This is a genomic window from Mycolicibacterium sp. XJ870 (assembly GCF_053483975.1).
The window spans coordinates 94,614-112,746 of record NZ_JBEFTI010000006.1 but is presented as its reverse complement, the minus strand read 5'-3'; the positions used below and the strand labels follow the sequence as shown (position 1 = coordinate 112,746).

The following is an 18,133-nucleotide window of genomic DNA, read 5'->3' as shown; positions in this document are numbered from 1 at the left end:
CTAAAGGGTGACCCGCGCTCCGCCATGTCAGAGGGTGTGGCCGGACGCGTAGGCGGTGGCCCAGTCGCGCACCGCGCGGGCGTACTGCTCGGAGTTGTTGTAGGCCTTCAGCGCTTTCATCCAGCCCCTCGGGGTGGACAGATCCTTGCCGTTCCAGCACAACACACCCGCCGCCGACAGCGCGGCGTCGTCGAAGTTGTCCGGGCCGATCTTGCCGTCGTTGTTGGCATCGACGCCGAAATGTCCCCAGGTCTCGGGGATGAACTGCATCGGGCCCATCGCACGGTCCAGATCCGCGTCGCCGTCGAGATTGCCGCCGTCGGTGTCGGCGATCCGCAGATTGCCCGCCGTCCCGTCGAGCTGAACACCGCGGATCGGCGGTGTGACGTCCCCGTTCGAGGCGATCATGGCGCCCCGGTAGGTGCCGTGATGGCTCTCCACCATGCCGATGCCCGCGAGCGTGGTCCAGGCCAGGCCGCAATCCGGATTCTCCACCTCGGCGACCCGCGCGGCGTACGCGTAGGCCTCAAGCGCGTTGACGGGCATGCCCAATGCAGGCGCCCGTTCCGCCGCCCAATCACGGAGCTGGTCAGCCGCTCTGCCCATGGCATATGTGTCCACTGCGGGCACCGAATCGCCCGCCGGCGGCGGCACCCCTTCAGGAATTGGCGTGCCGAGCTGCCATGAACAGCTGGAAGCCATCAGCAGTGCTGTCGCTGCAATAACCGCGACAGCCCGCAGCCAACGAACTGGCGACACCGGACTCCCTCAACCCCGCTCTACTCCCTTGGACATAGTCCCATGCGACCGGACCGACGCGTCGGCCGACGGGCCTTGGCGAAGCTGACCGAATGGCGAAGACCCCCTGATAAGGTGAGCCACGCCTTGCTATGGCAAGCCAAGGCTACGTGTTTTATCCCGGGTCTAGCGAGGACGCATTGATCACTGCCATCGCAGACGTTCCGACCAGCACACTGGCCGCATCCAACGTCACATCGCAGCTGTTCGGCAGCGGTTTGATCGGCCTGCGCGAAGGTTTGGAAGCAGCGATCGTGGTGTCGATCCTGGTCGCGTTTCTGGTCAAAGCCGAACGTCGTGACGCCCTCAAATGGGTGTGGCTGGGAGTCGGCTCAGCAATTGCCATGACGGTCGCGATCTTCCTCGTCATCCAGTTCGGTGAGAACACCATCAGCGGCCTGGGCGCCGAAGCCATCGCCGGGATCGCCTCGCTGCTCGCCGTCGTCATCGTCACCACCATGGTGCTGTGGATGAAGAAGGCCGCAGCGTCCATCTCGGGTGAGCTACGCAGTGAGATGTCGCGGGCCCTGCAGACCGGCGGCCCGGCGGTCGCACTGCTGGCGTTCCTCGCCGTCGGCCGCGAAGGCGTCGAGACCGCGTTGTTCATGGTGGGCTACGCCGAAGCCGAGACCCTGTGGCCGCTGCTCGGCCTGATCATCGGCGTGCTGATCGCCGCGGCGATCGCCTACGGCATGTACGCGGGTGCGGTCCGCATCAACCTGGCCAAATTCTTCAAATACACCGGCGTCTTCCTGATCGTGGTGGCGGCGGGAATCCTCGCCTACGGGATCAAGGCGCTGCAGACCGTCGGCTGGCTGCCCGGCCTCGGCAGCACGGCCTTCGACATGACCGGCTGGTTCGACTGGTCGGCGTGGTACGGCGAGATCATCCAGGGCATCTTCAACATCAACCCCACTCCGACCGTGCTGCAGTTGGTCGCGTGGCTGGCCTACCTGGTCGTCGTGCTGACCCTGTTCCTGCTGCCGACGCGCTCGTCGGGCGCCGCAGCCCCCAGCACATCAGCATCTTCCGAGCCGAGTGTCGACCCGGAGACCCCCACCGCATCCGAAAGGTCCACCAAGTGATGATCACCCCCGCCGTGAAGATGGGAGCCGCGACCGCCGCCGCAGTGCTTGCCGGTTTCTCCCTGGCCGGCTGCCAGGCCAAGGAGTCCGCGCCGAGCGGAGACGGCGGCGGCGACAAGGCCGCACAGATCACCGTCGACGCCTCGGACACCGAATGCAAACTGTCCGGCACCGAGGCGACGACGGGGGCCAGCACCTTCGTGGTCACCAACACCGGCTCCAAGGTCACCGAGTTCTACGTCTACAGCGAGGGCGAACGGGTGATGGGCGAGGTGGAGAACATCTCCCCCGGCCTCAAGCGGCAGCTGATCGTGCAGCTGACCCAGCCGGGCACCTACCAGACCTCCTGCCGGCCCGGGATGGTCGGTGAAGGGATCCGCGGTGATTTCGTCGTCTCCGGCGAAGCCGTGCAGATCGACACCGAAGGCAAGTTCAAAGAGGCCGCCGACAGCTACAAGCGGTACGTGAACAGCCAGACCGACGCGCTGGTCCCGGCGACGGAGGCATTCGTCGCGGCCATCAAGTCCGGTGACATCGAGGCCGCCAAGGCCCAGTTCCCGACGTCGCGCGTGTACTACGAGCGCATCGAGCCCGTCGCGGAATCGTTCCCCAACGACCTCGACCCGCGCATCGACCTGCGCGAGGCGGACCTGGAGCCCGGCCAGAAGTGGACCGGCTTCCACCGCCTGGAGAAGGATCTGTGGGTGACGGGCCCGCAGCCCGACACCAACGCGATCGCCGACCAGTTGGTGGCCGACGTCAAGGAACTCGACGCCGGCGTGAAGGCGCCGGAGTGGAGCATCGACTCCACCCAGATCGCCGGCGGCGCCCAAGGTCTGCTCGACGAGATCTCGATCAGCAAGATCAGCGGCGAAGAGGACATCTTCAGCCACACCGACCTGTGGGATTTCAAGTCCAACGTCGAGGGCTCGCAAACCGCGGTGGCCTCGGTGCGGCCCATCCTCGACGAGCGCAACGCCGAACTGGGCAAGCGGGTCGACCAGAGATTCGCCGAGGTTGAAGCGCTGCTGGAGAAGTATCGTGAAGGCGACGGTTACGTCTCCTACGACAAGGTGACCGAACCGCAACGCCAGGAGCTTTCGCGCGCCATCGACGCGCTGAGCAAAGAGGTGAGCCAGGTGCAAGGTGTCATCGCCCCACAGTGATCCCGTCAACGATCCCGTCAGTGAGCAGCCCGCGTCGGGTTTCTCCCGGCGCAAGCTGTTCGGTGCGGCGGGGGTCACCGCTGCGGTAGTCGGTGCGGCCAGCGCAGGTGCGCTGGCCGGCCGTGCTTCCGCGGCATCCAGCGCACCGCACGGTGCGCTGAGCGGGCCGGTCCCCTTCCGCGGTGACCGGCAGGCCGGCATCATCACCGAAGCGCAGGACCGGATGCATTTCTGCGCATTCGACGTCACCACCGACAAGCGCGAGGACGTCGTCGCGCTGCTCAAGCAGTGGACGCAGATGGCCGAGCGGATGACGCGCGGCGAGGAGACCGAGGCAGGCGGAGCCATAGACGGCAACCCCTACGCCCCGCCCTCGGACACCGGCGAAGCCCTGGGGCTGCCTGCCTCGCAGCTGACGCTGACCATCGGCTTCGGTCCGACGTTCTTCCTCAAGGACGGCAAGGACCGGTTCGGCATCGCCGATCAGAAGCCCGCCGAGCTGGCCGCGCTGCCCAAGTTCCCCAACGAGACCATGGACCCGAACCGCTCCGGCGGGGACATCTGTGTGCAAGCCTGCGCGAACGATCCGCAGGTCGCCGTGCACGCGATCCGCAATCTGGCGCGGGTCGGGTTCGGGACCGTGGCGGTGCGCTACTCACAGCTGGGGTTCGGCCGCACCTCGTCGACCACGCGTGACCAGGCCACGCCGCGAAACCTGTTCGGGTTCAAGGACGGAACCAACAACATCAAGGCCGACGAGACCGAGGTGCTCGACAACAACGTGTGGGTCGCCGACGGTGACGGCCCCGCCTGGTTGACCGGCGGCACTTATCTCATGACGCGACGCATCCGGATGCGCATCGAGAACTGGGACCGCACAACCCTGCTGGAGCAGGAGCGGGTTATCGGACGCCAGAAGGGCAGCGGGGCCCCCAATGGCCTGCAGGACGAGTTCGACGAACTCGATCTGGACCTGGCTGACGACAAGGGCACCCCGCTGATCGACGTCGACGCGCACGTGCGGTTGGTGTCGCCCGAGAACCTGGGCGGCATCGAGATCCTGCGCCGCGGCTACAACTTCACCGACGGCACAGACGGTTTCGGCCATCTTGACGCGGGGCTGTTCTTCATCGCGTTCGTCCGGAGTCCGGAAAAGCAGTTCATCCCGATGCTCGGCGAAATGTCCCGCAAAGACGCGATGAACGAGTACATCACCCACACCGGCACAGCGGTGTTCGCCTGCCCGCCCGGAATTCGCGAGGGTGACACGTCGGCGTACTGGGGTTCGACGCTCTTCGCTTGAGTCGGTGCGGCCCTCGGACCGGTCAGCTGCAGCAATTCGGGTCGAGCACCGCGCACAGCGCCAGCATCGCCTCCGGCCGGACGCGGTGGAAGACGTTCATGCCGCGCCGTTCGGAGAGCACCATCCCGGCGTTGCGGAGCTGGGTGAGGTGATGACTGATGGTGGACTCCGTCAGCCCGAGGACCGCGGCCAGGTCCCCGCTGATCTCCTCGCCCACGCTGAACAGATGCGACATGATCTTGACCCGAACCGGATCGGCCAGCGCCTTGAGCCGCATCGCGATCTGCAGCGCGTCGTCGTCGCTCATCGGGCCGGCCGCCACGGGGGCGCAGCAGACCGGAGCGGACATGTCGATCACCGGCAAAGCTTTGGGCATCTCCCCATCCTGCCACGTTCTTGACATATATCAAAAAGGTGGCATGCTGAGCCGTGACGCGTCAGTTCGATATATGTCGAAGTTCATAGGAGGCCATCATGTCCCGTGTCCAGTTAGCACTCAATGTCGACAATCTCGACGAGGCGATCACGTTCTACTCCAAGCTGTTCGGCGTCGACCCCGCCAAGGTGAAGCCGGGTTACGCCAACTTCGCGGTGGCCGAGCCGCCGCTGAAGCTGGTCCTCCTGGAGAACCCCGGCCAGGGCGGCACGATCAACCACCTCGGCGTCGAGGTCGGTTCCAGCGAGCAGGTCCACGCCGAGATCGCCCGACTGTCAGACGAAGGCTTGTTCACCGACGAGGAGATCGGCACCACCTGTTGTTTCGCCACCCAGGACAAGGTCTGGGTCACCGGCCCGGCCGGGGAGAAATGGGAGGTCTACACCGTGCTGGCCGATTCGGAGACCTTCGGCACCAGCCCGCAGCACTCCGACGAAAACGCCGATGAAGCCGTCTGCTGCGGCGGGTCATCCAAGGAAGCAGATAAGGCAACTACATCCTGCTGCTAGCCGATTCCCGACCTACCGCGGCCGTGGCCACACGGCCGCGGTAGGGCCCAGGCTCAACTTCACCTGGCGTTCATTTGCCAACGGATTCGATAGCTGTCAATATCGATGTATGTCGAAATCAGAGGCGCTGAGCGACCTGGCGTGTTGCCCACCCGGGGCGTTGCTGCGTGAGCCACTGTCGGCTGCCGCGGCGGCGGATATGGCGGTCAAGCTCAAGGCGCTGGCGGATCCGGTGCGGCTGCAGTTGTTTTCGGCGATCGCCAGCCACGCCGGCGGCGAGGCCTGCGTCTGCGATATCTCGACCGGGCTGGAGGTTTCGCAGCCGACGGTGTCGCACCATCTCAAGGTGCTGCGTGACGCCGGTCTGTTGACCTCCGAGCGTCGAGCGTCGTGGGTGTACTACGCGGTGGTGCCCGAAGCGTTGGCCTGCCTGTCGGTGCTCCTGGGCGCGGCCGCCACCGACACGATGGCGGCGGTGCCCGCATGACCGGCACTGCCACCTCTGCCGCGCCGCCCGTGGTGGGCAAACTCTCCACCCTGGACCGGTTCCTGCCGTTGTGGATCGGCGCGGCGATGGTCGCCGGTCTGCTGCTGGGCCGCTGGATACCGGGACTCAACACCGCGGTGGAAAGCGTTCAGATCGACGGCATTTCGCTGCCGATCGCGCTGGGCTTGCTGATCATGATGTACCCGGTGCTGGCCAAGGTGCGCTACGACCGCCTCGACACCGTCACCGGCGACCGCAAGCTGCTGATCTCCTCACTGGTGCTGAACTGGGTGCTGGGGCCCGCATTGATGTTCGCACTGGCCTGGCTGATGCTCCCCGACCTGCCCGAGTACCGCACCGGGTTGATCATCGTCGGCCTGGCCCGCTGCATCGCCATGGTGATCATCTGGAACGACCTCGCCTGCGGCGACCGCGAAGCCGCCGCTGTCCTGGTCGCACTGAACTCGATCTTCCAGGTCATCATGTTCGCGGTGCTGGGCTGGTTCTACCTGTCGGTGCTGCCGGGCTGGCTCGGCCTGGAGCAGACCACCATCGACGCCTCACCGTGGCAGATCGCCAAATCCGTGCTGATCTTCCTGGGCATCCCGCTGCTAGCCGGCTACCTGTCCCGCCGCCTCGGGGAACGAGCCAAGGGCCGCGACTGGTACGAGTCGAAGTTCCTGCCGCGGATCGGGCCGTGGGCGCTCTACGGGCTGCTGTTCACCATCGTGATTCTCTTTGCGCTGCAAGGTGATCAGATCACCCACCAACCGTGGGACGTCGCCCGCATCGCACTGCCCCTGCTGGCGTATTTCGCACTCATGTGGGGCGGTGGGTACCTGCTGGGCGCCGCACTGGGCCTGGGCTATGAGCGCACCACCACGCTGGCATTCACCGCCGCGGGCAACAACTTCGAGCTGGCGATCGCGGTGGCCATCGCCACTTACGGCGCCACGTCCGGCCAGGCCCTGGCCGGGGTGGTCGGCCCACTCATCGAGGTGCCGGTCCTGGTTGCCCTGGTCTATGTCTCCCTGGCGCTGCGCAAACGCTTCACCCACCACACCCCGCAACACCTCACCACCGACTCGACGGCGAGAACGGAACAATCCAATGACTGACAGCCCCGTCACCCATCAACTCCGCCGCGACCTGTCCATCGACCAACGGCTCTCGCTGAAATCGGCTGCGACCCGACTGGAGACGGAGTTCGCCGATACTTTCGGCACTGAAACCATCGAACGGTTTCTGCACTCTTCGTACGACCAATTCGCCGGGCGGGCCAGCGTACCCAACTTCCTGCCGCTGCTGGCTGAACGGTTCGCTCGTCAACGGCTGTACGCGCTTGCTCGGGTCGAAGGCAAGGTCACCGACGGCAAACCCACAGTGCTGTTCCTGTGCACGCACAACGCCGGTCGCTCCCAGATGGCCCTCGGCTTCTTGACCCACCTGGCCGGCGATAATGCCGTGGCATGGTCCGGCGGGTCAGAACCCGGTTACGAGATCAACCCCGCTGCCATCGCCGCCATGGCGGAGGTCGACATCGACATCACCGGCGAGTACCCCAAACCCTGGACCGACGAGATCGTCCAAGCCGCAGATGTCGTCATCACGATGGGCTGTGGGGACGCCTGCCCGATCTTCCCCGGGAAGCGTTACGAGAATTGGGAGCTGCCCGATCCCGCCGGACAGGGACTCGACGCCGTTCGGCCCATCCGCGACGACATCGAGGAACGGGTGCGCCGCCTCCTTGCCGAACTGGCAGTACCGGTCAATGGCTGAACCCGGACCTGCAGTGTTGTTCGTGTGCGTGAGCAACGCTGGGAAATCCGTTATGGCGGAAGGCTTGATGCGAAAGTTCGCCGATCAGTCGATACGCGTGCGCTCGGCCGGCACTCACGCAAAGAGTGCCGTCAATGAGCTGTCGGTGCAAGCCTTGGCCGAAGTTGGTATCGACATCAGCGCCCACCGCCCGACGCAGGTCACCGAGGCGGTACTCGACGACGCGGATCTGATCGTGATGGTCGGAACCGCAGCGAAATTGGAGACGCAAATCAAAAGCGCTTCCGTTCGGACCTGGGCCACAGACGAGCCGTCGCTACGGGGTGTCGACGGGATCGAGCGCATGCGGTTGATCCGCGACGACATCGCGCAGCGTGTCCGCGGTCTGCTCGCGGAGTTCGGCGTCCCGGTCAGTCGCTAGTTTGATCGGTCTCGTCGGCGTCGTCTGCCTCGGCAGGTTCTTCGACGGGCGGTTGCGCCTGCGCCTCATCGACGTCGTCAACTTCAGGGTCGTCGACCTCGACCTCATCATCGACGTCGTCGACTTCAGGTTCCTCGACTTCGCCCTCCAGCTCGACCGACGAAGGCCAATACGAGCGCCACTCCTGCTCGGTGATCGTCCCCAGCGGAGTCACGTCGAGCTCTTCGGGAACGTCCTCACCGCGGCGGCCGGCGGCGACATCGGATTCCACCAGCCGCACCGTGTCCATGAACTCCAACACCGCTGTGCGTAGCTCGTTTTCCGCGTCGGTCTCGGCCGACACGGTGACCGAGGTCAGTGTCGCGGGGATCAGATCCGCAGGCAGGCCGGCTTGGGTGACCCGCGCAATCACCTTCTGCGCCAACGCGAGAGCCGGCTGCCCGGTGGGCACGTCGTCCAAGCACGACGTACGTGACTTCACCGACCTCTCCTGCGCCTTGCGCTCCTCCCACTGGGCCAGTTGCTCATCGAGTGAAATCGACTCGCCCGCAAGGACTGCCGGAACGCGGTTGCCGAGTTTGCGCACCAGCGCGTCAGCGACGTCATCGATGTTGAACGGATGGTTTGGGGCGTCCTCGGCGATGCGCGCGTGAAAGAGCACCTGTAACAGCACGTCACCGAGTTCCTCGCGCAGCTCGTCGGCGTTGCCGCCGCGCACCGCGTCGAACAGCTCGTAGGTTTCCTCAAGCAGGTAGCGGCGCAGCGAGTCGTGGGTCTGTTCGCTCTCCCACGGGCCGGCGGAGCGCAGCTTGTCCATCATCGCCACGGCATCGAGCAGCCGCTCCCCGGGCTGCGGCGCGGCCGCGGCGATCAACCGAGCCCCCGCGGCCAGGCGCGCCTTGACAGCCGGGTGCTCGGGGTCCGAGGACAGCAGCACTGGGGCATCCTCGCCGTCGTAGGCGGGTCGCGCCGCCGGCAGCGACCACGGCACCTTGACCGGCATTTCCTCGGTGTACTGCACATCACCGGTGAGCAGATCGATCGCGTCGACAGGGATGAGTGACGGGTGCCGGGGGTCGACCAATACGACGGTCATGGGCTGCACCCCCTCACGCATTTCGACGAGACCGCTGATCTCGGTTATACCAACACGTTGCCAGGCCTCGACGCGCCTGGTGGGGACCGGCAACGCTGCGTCGTGCGTCACCGGATGGTCCCACACGGGATGGCCGCCCTGCCCGAAGGCAAGGCGGCCATCATGTCACAATCGCGTGACTCAGGACTCCGGCGGGAACGGGCCGTCCGGGATCACCCAGTGCCCCGGCCTCTCATCGAAGAACGGGTTGACGATGCCGTTCACCGTGGGCATCTTCGTCAGCTGGCCCGGGGGGATTCCGAAGAACGGATTGGCAACACCGTTGATCGTCGGTGAATTCTTCAGCTGCCCCGGCGGGATGTTTCCGTTCGGCAGCTGGAAGAAATTGTCTACCTCGGGAAACCGCACGGTGGGCACGTCAACGTCCGGAAGATTGACGTCCGGCACGTTCACGTCCGGAACGTTAACGCTGGGCACGTTCACGTCCGGAACGTTAACGCTGGGCACGTTCACATCCGGAACATTTACGCCCGGCACGTTCACATCCGGAACATTCACACCGGGCACATTCACATCCGGAACATTCACACCCGGCACGTTCACATCGGGTACGGCCGGACCCGGGATTGGCGGCGGCGGTGGCAGGTTCGGATCGGCCTGTGCGAGACCTGTGCCGAGGCCAAGTGCGCCGAGCCCCAGTGCACCTACCATCGTCGAGCTCGCTGCAAACTTCTTGTAGTTCATGGTCACTCCTTCTCCTTGCGTCATCGCGACGACGCACCAAACGGTGGCAATCGCGTGATGTTCGGTTTAGGAAATTGCATGACCGCCCTATGGCCGACGATCTTGCCGCCTCTTCTCACGACGACAACGCAATACCTCGACCCCCCGTATGTATGTCGGATCGCCACCGGAGCGCGTTATCAGCGCTTCGGTGATTTTCGAGAGATATCGGCGCAAATAATGCGACTACCAGGCGATTAGGTCGAAGAATTAATGTTCGCGGTCAAGTCGACGGTGCGCTGAGTCTCGCCATTGAGCACCAGCACCAGACCCGCCACCATCTGGACAAGCTGAAGATCACGGATGCGGGCCGACCCGACGCCCTCGCCCTCCCGCGGGATGGGCACCTGAACCGTCGATGTGGTCGCTCGGTAGTGCGCGCCCGGGTACAGCCGCTTGAGCCGAAGCTGCGCGGAATCCGGCAGCACCATCGGCGACACCCGCACCGTCGATGCGGACACCGCACCGATCTCGGTGATCCCGTACTCCCGGCACAACAACCGCAATCGGGCCACCGCGACCAGTCGCTGCGCCGGTTCAGGCAGCGGGCCGTAACGGTCGTTGAGTTCGTCCACGACGGCCCGCACGGCGGCCTCGTCTGAGGCCGCGGCCAACCGCCGGTAGCCCTCGAGCCGCAGCCGGTCACTGCCGATGTACTCCGGCGGCAGGTGCGCGTCGACCGGCAGATCGATCCGCACATCCTTCGGTTCTTGCGGTGTCGCAACGGTTTTCCCGTCGGCGGCGGCCCGGTAGGCCTCTACCGCCTCACCGACCAGGCGCACGTACAGGTCGAAGCCGACGCCCGCGACGTGACCGGACTGCTCGACCCCGAGCACGTTGCCGGCCCCACGGATCTCCAGGTCCTTCATCGCCACCGCCATGCCCGCGCCCAGCTCGTTGTTCTGCGCGATGGTGGCCAGCCGGTCGTAGGCCGTCTCGGTCAGCGGCGCCTCCCCCGGATATAGGAAGTAGGCATAGCCACGTTCACGGCTGCGGCCGACCCGGCCCCGCAGCTGGTGCAGCTGCGAGAGCCCGAACGTATCGGCCCGCTCGACGATCAACGTGTTGGCGTTCGAGATGTCCAGCCCGGTCTCGACGATCGTGGTGCAGACCAGGATGTCGTACTCCCGGTTCCAGAACCCTTCGACGGTGCGTTCCAGGGCTTCCTCGTTCATCTGGCCGTGCGCGACGACGACGCGGGCCTCCGGAACCAGCTGACGGACCCGCGCCGCGGCCTGGTCGATGGTGCGCACCCGGTTGTGGATGTAGAACACCTGCCCGTCGCGCAGCAACTCACGGCGCAACGCCGCGGCCACCTGTTTGTCGTCGTGCGGGCCGACGAACGTCAGCACCGGGTAGCGCTCCTCGGGCGGGGTGAGGATCGTCGACATCTCCCTGATCCCAGCCAGGCTCATCTCCAGGGTCCGCGGGATCGGGGTGGCGCTCATGGTCAGCACGTCGACGTGGGTGCGCATCGACTTGATGTGCTCCTTGTGTTCGACACCGAACCGCTGCTCCTCGTCGACCACGATCAGGCCCAGGTCTTTCCACGTCACGGCGGTCTGCAGCAGCCGGTGCGTGCCGATCACGATGTCGACCGAGCCGTCCTTCATGCCTTCCAGCACGGCGCGGGATTCGGCCGGATCGGTGAACCGGGACAGTCCCTTTACCGTGACCGGGAAGCCGGCCATCCGGGCGGTGAACGTCTGCAGATGCTGATCGGCCAACAGCGTGGTCGGCACCAGCACCGCCACCTGCTTGCCGTCCTGCACGGCCTTGAAAGCCGCCCGCACCGCGATCTCGGTCTTGCCGTAGCCGACGTCGCCGCAGATCACCCGGTCCATCGGAACCGGCTTCTCCATATCGGATTTCACCTCGGTGATGGCGGTCATCTGGTCCATCGTCTCGGTGAAACCGAACGCGTCCTCCATCTCCGCCTGCCACGGGGTGTCCGGACCGAACGCGTGGCCGGGTGCGGACTGCCGTTTGGCGTAGAGCGCGACGAGCTCGCTGGCGATCTCCCGCACCGCACGCCGCGCCTTGGTTTTGGTGTTGGCCCAATCACTTCCGCCGAGTTTCGACAGCGACGGCGCCTCGCCGCCGACGTAGCGGGACAGCTGATCGAGCGAATCCATCGGCACATACAGCCGGTCGGACCCACCACCGCGCTTGGCAGTCGCGTACTCCAGCACCAGGTATTCGCGCCGGGCCCCGCCCACGACCCGTTCGGTCATCTCCACGAACTTGCCGATGCCGTGCTGGTCGTGGACCACGAGGTCACCGGCGGTCAGGGCCAGCGGGTCGACGACGTTACGGCGTTTGGCCGCAAGCCTTTTCCCTTCGGACGCCGTCACCCGGTTACCGGTCAGATCGGTCTCGGTGATGATGACGAGGTTGGCCCCCGATAGCACCAGGCCGTCATGCAACGGGCCTTTGAGAACGCCGACGACACCCTTCTTGGGCGCCGCGCCGGGTTCCAACATCGCTGCGGCAGTGTCGGATTCGGCGAGCTGCTCGACGACACGGTGCGCGGTGCCGGCGCCGGGGGTGACGACGGCCGCGTACCCGCCGGTCGCGACATGCGCCCGCAGCATCGCGAAGATCTCCTCCACGGCGTGCTGGCTGCGGGCGGACGGGGCCGGGCGGATGTCGAGTTCTGTTGCGGTGCCGTCGGAAAGCTGACTGAGTGTCCACCACGGGTGGCCTGCGGCCGCAGCGCCCGCACGCGCCTCGCTGAACGGGACGAAGCCGGACGCGCCGAGCGCCTCGATGTCGATCGGGACGTCACCACCCACCGCAGCCGTCGACCATGACGCCTCGAGGAATTCCTGACCGGTCTTGATCAGGTCGGCCGCGCGGGTACGCACCTTCTCCGGATCGCACACCAGCACCGGGGCGCCGTCGGGCAGATGATTGGTCAGGGTCGTCGGCTCCACCGGATGCAGCAGCGGCAGCAACGCCTCCATGCCGTCGACCGGGATACCTTCGGCGAGCTTGGCCAACATGTCGGGCACGCTGCCGGGAACACTGTTCTCGTGTGTGGGGTGCTGGACGGACAACGCGGCGGCCCGTTCGCGCACGTCGGCGGTCATCAGCAGCTCCCGGCACGGCACCGCGACCACGGTCTCGACCGGAATCTCCGGGATCGAACGCTGATCGGCGATCGAGAACATCCGCATCTCGGAGATCTCGTCACCCCAGAACTCGACGCGCACCGGATGTTCGGCGGTGGGCGGAAAGACGTCGAGAATGCCGCCGCGGACCGCAAACTCGCCGCGTTTGCCGACCATGTCGACGCGGGTGTACGCCAGGTCGACCACCCGGGCGATGATCCCGTCGAACTCCGCCTCCGCGCCGAGCGTCAAGGTCACCGGTTCGGTCTCGACGACATCGGGCGCCATCGGCTGCAGCAGCGATCGGGTGGTCGTCACCACCACGCGCAGCGGCGGGCCGAGTGTCGCGTCGTCGGGATGGGCCAGCCTGCGCAGCAACAGCAACCGGGCCCCGACGGTCTCCACACCCGGCGACATCCGCTCGTGCGGCAGCGTCTCCCAAGACGGGAACAGCGCGACCGCGTCGCCGAACACCCCCCGCAGTTCTGCGGTGAGATCATCGGCTTCGCGGCCGGTCGCGGAAACCACCAGCAGCGGGCTGGTCTGGGCGAGCGCGGCGGCCACCAGGACCCGCGCGCTGGCCGGTCCGACCAGCGCGAGATCGGCGGGCCGGTCTGTGGCGCGACGAATGACGTCCTGCAGGGACGGGTCGGTCAATGCCAACTCAACGAGACCCGCAATCGGGGTCTGGACATGGGTGTGCCCCGGTGCGGTCATGATGTGACCATCCTATGCGGCGTCGCCGTGCAGGATCTGGCCCGGCGTCAGTCGCCCTCGAGGTGCGGATCGGCCTCGAGGTGAGTCAGGCCGTTCCACATCAGATTGACCACGTGTGCGGCGACCACTTCTTTCTTGGGCTCACGCACATCGAGCCACCACTGCGCGCACATCGACACGGATCCGACCAGGGCCTGGGCGTACAGCGGCGCCAGATCGGGGTCAAGGCCACGCCGGGAGAAATCTCCGGCCAGGATCGAGGCCACCTGGTTGACCGCGTCGTTGAGCAGCGTGGCGTAAGTGCCTGACGTGATCGCCGCCGGGGAATCGCGGATGAGGATGCGGAAGCCGTCGGTGTGTTCCTCGACATAGGTGAGCAGCGCGAGGGCCACCCGCTCGACGCGCACCCGGGACCTGTTGTTGGTCAGCGACGAGGTGATCCCGTCGAGCAGGGCCGACATCTCCCGGTCGACGACGACGGCGTACAGGCCTTCCTTGCCCCCGAAATGCTCGTAGACGACGGGTTTGGAGACGTTCGCGCGTTGCGCGATCTCTTCGATCGAGGTGCCGTCATAGCCGCGTTCGGCGAACAGCGACTTGGCGATCTCGATCAGTTGCTGTCGCCGTTCACTGCCGGTCATCCGGGCGCGGGGTGCACGCACTTCCTTCTCGGGTGCTGCCACGCGTCTCAGGCTAGTCCGTTCGACTAGAGTCTCACCCGAACATTCCGTCGTGGTGTAATCGGCAGCACCTCTGATTTTGGTTCAGATAGTTCAGGTTCGAGTCCTGGCGACGGAGCGAGGCTTGCCGAGCGACTATCGGCCCGGAGCATCTAGCCGCGACGAGCGTGCGCCAAATGACACTTTGGACGGGCGCGTCGGCCGACAGACACGCACGCTCGCCGGAGAGGAGAGATGTGACGTCGTCTAACGAGGCCGCGGTCGTGGTGCTGGCAGCGGGGGCCGGAACCCGGATGCGCTCAGACACCCCGAAGGTGCTGCACACTCTGGGCGGGCGCAGCATGATCTCCCACGCCCTGCACACCGTCGCTCAGGTGCAGGCCAAGCACCTCGTGGTGGTGCTCGGGCACGACCGCGAACGCATCGCAGCCGCGGTCGGCGAACTCGCCGACCAGCTGGGCCGCACCATCGACATCGCCATTCAGGACGAGCAGCTGGGCACCGGCCACGCCGTGGAGTGCGGGTTGCGCGCGTTGCCCGACGACTTCGCGGGTTCGGTGGTGGTGACCGCGGGCGACGTGCCGCTGCTGGACGCCGACACCCTGACCGATCTGATCGCCGGCCACAGCAGCGAAACCGCCGCGGCGACTGTGCTGACCACCACAATTCCCGACCCGACGGGTTACGGCCGCGTTCTGCGCACCCAGGACAACGAGGTCATCGGCATCGTCGAGCAAGCCGACGCCAGCGAATCCCAGCGCGCGATACCCGAGGTCAACGCCGGGGTGTATGCGTTCGACATCGCACATCTGCGGTCCGCGCTGGGCCGCCTGCACACCGGCAACGCGCAGAAAGAGCTGTATCTGACCGACGTGGTGGCCATCCTGCGCCAGGACGGCCGCACCGTGCGGGCCAAGCACGTCGACGACAGCGCGCTCGTGGCCGGCGTCAACGACCGGGTCCAACTCGCCGAACTGGGTGCCGAACTGAACCGGCGCACCGTGGCCGCGCACCAGCGTGCCGGGGTCACCGTCATCGACCCGGCCACCACGTGGATCGACGTCGACGTCACGATCGGCCGCGACACCGTCGTGCGGCCCGGCACCCAACTGTTGGGCACCACCGAGATCGGCGCCGCCTGTGAGATCGGCCCGGATTCGACCCTGGCCGACGTCGAGGTGGGTGACGGCGCGTCGGTGGTGCGCACCCACGCCCAGCTGGCCGTGATCGGTGCAGGCGCCACCGTCGGCCCGTTCACCTACCTGCGGCCCGGCACCCACCTGGGCGCCGACGGCAAGCTCGGCGCGTTCGTCGAAACGAAGAACTCGACGATCGGCACCGGCACCAAGGTGCCGCACCTGACCTACGTCGGCGACGCCGACATCGGCGAGCACAGCAACATCGGCGCATCCAGCGTGTTCGTCAACTACGACGGCGAGGCCAAGCACCGCACCACGGTCGGTTCCCATGTGCGGACCGGCTCGGACACCATGTTCATCGCGCCGGTCAACGTCGGCGACGGCGCCTACACCGGCGCCGGGACCGTGCTGCGCGACGATGTGCCGCCCGGGGCGTTGGCCGTTTCGGACAACGCCCAACGCACCATCGAGGGCTGGGTGGAGCGCAAACGACCAGGCTCGGCGGCCGCCAAAGCAGCTCGCAAAGCACGCGGCGAAGACGACTGAACCGACGTTTTCCGTTGGCATTCTGGTAACCCGGCTATGAGCACCCGGAAACGCTACGTACGATTGGCCCGTATCGATCCCCGACGGCGAGGGCAGCCATAGTGAGCCACGACTGGACCGACAACCGCAAAGCTCTGATGCTCTTCTCCGGTCGCGCGCACCCGGAGTTGGCGGATCAGGTCGCCAAAGAACTCGACGTTCACGTCACGGCGCAGACCGCGCGAGATTTCGCCAACGGTGAGATCTTCGTCCGCTTCGACGAATCTGTGCGTGGCTGCGACGCGTTCGTGCTGCAATCGCACCCCGCGCCGCTCAATCAGTGGCTGATGGAACAGCTCATCATGATCGACGCGCTCAAGCGGGGCAGCGCCAAGCGCATCACCGCGATCCTGCCGTTCTATCCCTACGCCCGGCAGGACAAGAAGCACCGCGGCCGCGAACCCATTTCCGCACGCCTGGTCGCCGACCTGCTCAAGACCGCGGGCGCCGACCGGATCGTGTCCGTCGACCTGCACACCGACCAGATCCAGGGCTTCTTCGACGGCCCGGTGGACCACATGCGCGCCCAGTCCCTGCTGTGCGGCTACATCGCCGAGAACTACGCCGACCACGACAAGGTCGTCGTCTCCCCCGACTCCGGCCGCGTACGCGTCGCCGAGAAGTGGGCCGATTCACTGGGCGGCGTACCGCTGGCCTTCATCCACAAGACCCGCGACCCGCTGGTGCCCAACCAGGTGGTGTCCAACCGCGTGGTCGGTGACGTGAAGGGCAAAACCTGCATCCTCACCGACGACATGATCGACACCGGCGGCACCATCGCCGGCGCGGTCAAACTGCTCAAGCAGGACGGCGCTGAGGACGTGATCGTCGCGGCCACCCACGGTGTGCTGTCGCATCCGGCACGCGAGCGGCTGGCCGAGTGCGGAGCACGTGAGGTCATCGTGACCAACACCCTGCCGATCACCGAGGACAAGCTGTTCCCGCAGTTGACCGTGCTGTCGATCGCGCCGCTGCTGGCCAGCACCATCCGCGCGGTGTTCGACAACGGTTCCGTCACCAGCCTCTTCGACGGGTCGGCGTAGCGTGGGCCAGGCTCGCATCTACCACAATCCCAAGTGCTCGACCTCACGCAAGACACTGGATCTGTTGCGCGACAATGGGTTTGAGCCCGAGATTGTTCAATACCTCAAGACTCCGCCGACCCGGGCCGAGCTCGCCACGATGATCGCCGACGCCGGTATCGACGTGCGCACCGCGGTGCGCAAGCGCGAATCCCTGTATGCAGAACTGGGTTTGGCGGATGCCTCCGACGACGAACTGCTCGACGCGATGGCCGAGAATCCGATCCTGATCGAGCGTCCCTTCGTCGTCACCGCGAAGGGCACCCGGCTGGCCCGGCCGATCGATGCGGTGCGCGAGATTCTGTGAAACGGTATTCGGCCGTCCTGTTCACGCTGGCGGTTCTGGTCACCGGCTGTGGTGCCGAAACCCCTGACTACCAGTCGGTCTGGACGACCACCACAACCACGACGACGACGTCCGACAAAGCGCCGGTGCCGCTGTGGCAGTACCTGGAGAACTCCGGCGTCGTCGGCGAACCGATCGCCCCGGAAGAAATCCCGGACCTGACCGTCAGCATGCCCACGCCGCCGGGCTGGCATCCGTACAACAATCCCAATCTGGCGCCGCGCACCCGCATGATCGCCAAGGGTGACACCTACCCGACGGCGATGTTGTTGGCGTTCAAACTGCACGGCGACTTCGACGTTGCCCAGGCCCTCAAGGACCACGGTTACGCCGACGCCCAGCTGTCGGAGAACTTCAAGCAGCTCAACGCGTCGCTCGAGGATTGGCGCGGATTCGCCTCGGCGATGATCGAGGGCAGCTACGACCTCAACGGGCGACGTATGCAGAGCTACAACCGCGTCGTCATCCCCACCACCGTCGCCGCACCCCCGCAGCGGTACCTGATCCAGCTGACGGTCACCACCTTCGCCGACGAAGCTCAGGCCCAAGGCAAGGACATCGAATCGATCATTGCGGGCTTCAACGTCGCCAAGAAGTAGGTTGGGCCC

The 18,133-nt window shown here is 66.1% G+C and carries 18 protein-coding genes and 1 tRNA gene; 13 read left to right on the top strand and 6 right to left on the bottom strand.

Going from position 1 to position 18,133, the window contains the following annotated elements:
- Nucleotides 1–27: 27 nt before the first annotated feature.
- Nucleotides 28–759: a lytic transglycosylase domain-containing protein gene (locus ABQF30_RS21360; protein WP_448467465.1), complete on the bottom strand. Its 732-nt coding sequence runs from the start codon at nt 757–759 to the stop codon at nt 28–30.
- A 182-nt stretch (nt 760–941) separates the two neighbouring features.
- On the opposite strand from ABQF30_RS21360, the gene efeU reads away from it, so the two are divergent.
- The 3 genes from efeU to efeB are packed head-to-tail and all read left to right on the top strand — an operon-like array spanning nt 942 to nt 4,352.
- A complete protein-coding gene (gene efeU / locus ABQF30_RS21355) occupies nt 942–1,883 on the top strand; it encodes an iron uptake transporter permease EfeU (RefSeq protein ID WP_448467803.1) in 942 nt (313 codons plus the stop codon).
- Entirely contained in the window at nt 1,883–3,049 is a 1,167-nt protein-coding gene (gene efeO, locus ABQF30_RS21350; RefSeq protein ID WP_448467801.1) for an iron uptake system protein EfeO, read from the top strand. Before efeU ends, efeO begins: the two co-directional genes overlap by 1 nt.
- Complete coding sequence (gene efeB / locus ABQF30_RS21345) at nt 3,030–4,352, top strand: iron uptake transporter deferrochelatase/peroxidase subunit (RefSeq protein WP_448467463.1); 1,323 nt, start codon at nt 3,030–3,032, stop codon at nt 4,350–4,352. The genes efeO and efeB overlap by 20 nt, the downstream gene beginning before the upstream one ends.
- Nucleotides 4,353–4,374: 22 nt before the next feature.
- Here the strand turns inward: efeB and ABQF30_RS21340 are convergent, their stop codons facing one another.
- Nucleotides 4,375–4,728, bottom strand: coding sequence for an Rv2640c family ArsR-like transcriptional regulator (locus ABQF30_RS21340; protein ID WP_448467461.1), 354 nt, complete (start codon nt 4,726–4,728; stop codon nt 4,375–4,377).
- A gap of 98 nt (nt 4,729–4,826) precedes the next feature.
- On the opposite strand from ABQF30_RS21340, the gene ABQF30_RS21335 reads away from it, so the two are divergent.
- From ABQF30_RS21335 to ABQF30_RS21315, 5 genes are all read left to right on the top strand, one after another.
- A complete protein-coding gene (locus ABQF30_RS21335) occupies nt 4,827–5,297 on the top strand; it encodes an ArsI/CadI family heavy metal resistance metalloenzyme (protein ID WP_448467459.1) in 471 nt (156 codons plus the stop codon).
- A gap of 109 nt (nt 5,298–5,406) precedes the next feature.
- Complete coding sequence (locus ABQF30_RS21330) at nt 5,407–5,784, top strand: ArsR/SmtB family transcription factor (protein WP_448467457.1); 378 nt, start codon at nt 5,407–5,409, stop codon at nt 5,782–5,784.
- A complete protein-coding gene (gene arsB, locus ABQF30_RS21325; RefSeq protein WP_448467455.1) occupies nt 5,781–6,902 on the top strand; it encodes an ACR3 family arsenite efflux transporter in 1,122 nt (373 codons plus the stop codon). Before ABQF30_RS21330 ends, arsB begins: the two co-directional genes overlap by 4 nt.
- The gene (locus tag ABQF30_RS21320) at nt 6,895–7,563 is read left to right on the top strand and encodes an arsenate reductase ArsC (protein WP_448467453.1); all 669 of its coding nucleotides are present in this window, start codon (nt 6,895–6,897) and stop codon (nt 7,561–7,563) included. Before arsB ends, ABQF30_RS21320 begins: the two co-directional genes overlap by 8 nt.
- Nucleotides 7,556–7,984, top strand: a complete 429-nt coding sequence (locus ABQF30_RS21315) for an arsenate-mycothiol transferase ArsC (protein ID WP_448467451.1) — start codon at nt 7,556–7,558, stop codon at nt 7,982–7,984. Before ABQF30_RS21320 ends, ABQF30_RS21315 begins: the two co-directional genes overlap by 8 nt.
- On the opposite strand, the gene ABQF30_RS21310 is transcribed toward ABQF30_RS21315, so the two are convergent.
- The 4 genes from ABQF30_RS21310 to ABQF30_RS21295 all read right to left on the bottom strand — a co-directional run bounded on the left by ABQF30_RS21310 (nt 7,974) and on the right by ABQF30_RS21295 (nt 14,334).
- Entirely contained in the window at nt 7,974–9,080 is a 1,107-nt protein-coding gene (locus ABQF30_RS21310; RefSeq protein ID WP_448467449.1) for a nucleoside triphosphate pyrophosphohydrolase, read from the bottom strand. The genes ABQF30_RS21315 and ABQF30_RS21310 overlap by 11 nt on opposite strands.
- A gap of 180 nt (nt 9,081–9,260) precedes the next feature.
- Nucleotides 9,261–9,824, bottom strand: coding sequence for a hypothetical protein (locus tag ABQF30_RS21305; protein WP_448467447.1), 564 nt, complete (start codon nt 9,822–9,824; stop codon nt 9,261–9,263).
- A 236-nt stretch (nt 9,825–10,060) separates the two neighbouring features.
- Nucleotides 10,061–13,693, bottom strand: coding sequence for a transcription-repair coupling factor (mfd, locus tag ABQF30_RS21300; protein WP_448467445.1), 3,633 nt, complete (start codon nt 13,691–13,693; stop codon nt 10,061–10,063).
- A 47-nt stretch (nt 13,694–13,740) separates the two neighbouring features.
- Nucleotides 13,741–14,334 carry a TetR/AcrR family transcriptional regulator gene (locus ABQF30_RS21295; RefSeq protein WP_448467799.1) on the bottom strand — a complete coding sequence of 198 codons (594 nt, stop codon included), beginning with the start codon at nt 14,332–14,334 and terminating at the stop codon, nt 13,741–13,743.
- 85 nt (nt 14,335–14,419) lie between these two features.
- Here ABQF30_RS21295 and ABQF30_RS21290 point away from each other — a divergent pair.
- From ABQF30_RS21290 to ABQF30_RS21270, 5 genes are all read left to right on the top strand, one after another.
- Nucleotides 14,420–14,491 (top strand) — tRNA-Gln (locus ABQF30_RS21290).
- Between the two features lie 118 nt (nt 14,492–14,609).
- Complete coding sequence (glmU, locus tag ABQF30_RS21285) at nt 14,610–16,058, top strand: bifunctional UDP-N-acetylglucosamine diphosphorylase/glucosamine-1-phosphate N-acetyltransferase GlmU (protein WP_448467443.1); 1,449 nt, start codon at nt 14,610–14,612, stop codon at nt 16,056–16,058.
- A gap of 101 nt (nt 16,059–16,159) precedes the next feature.
- Entirely contained in the window at nt 16,160–17,140 is a 981-nt protein-coding gene (locus ABQF30_RS21280) for a ribose-phosphate diphosphokinase (RefSeq protein ID WP_448467441.1), read from the top strand.
- A gap of 1 nt (nt 17,141) precedes the next feature.
- Nucleotides 17,142–17,486: an arsenate reductase (glutaredoxin) gene (arsC, locus tag ABQF30_RS21275; protein WP_448467439.1), complete on the top strand. Its 345-nt coding sequence runs from the start codon at nt 17,142–17,144 to the stop codon at nt 17,484–17,486.
- Nucleotides 17,483–18,124: an LpqN/LpqT family lipoprotein gene (locus tag ABQF30_RS21270; RefSeq protein ID WP_448467437.1), complete on the top strand. Its 642-nt coding sequence runs from the start codon at nt 17,483–17,485 to the stop codon at nt 18,122–18,124. Before arsC ends, ABQF30_RS21270 begins: the two co-directional genes overlap by 4 nt.
- The last annotated feature ends 9 nt before the right edge of the window (nt 18,125–18,133 follow it).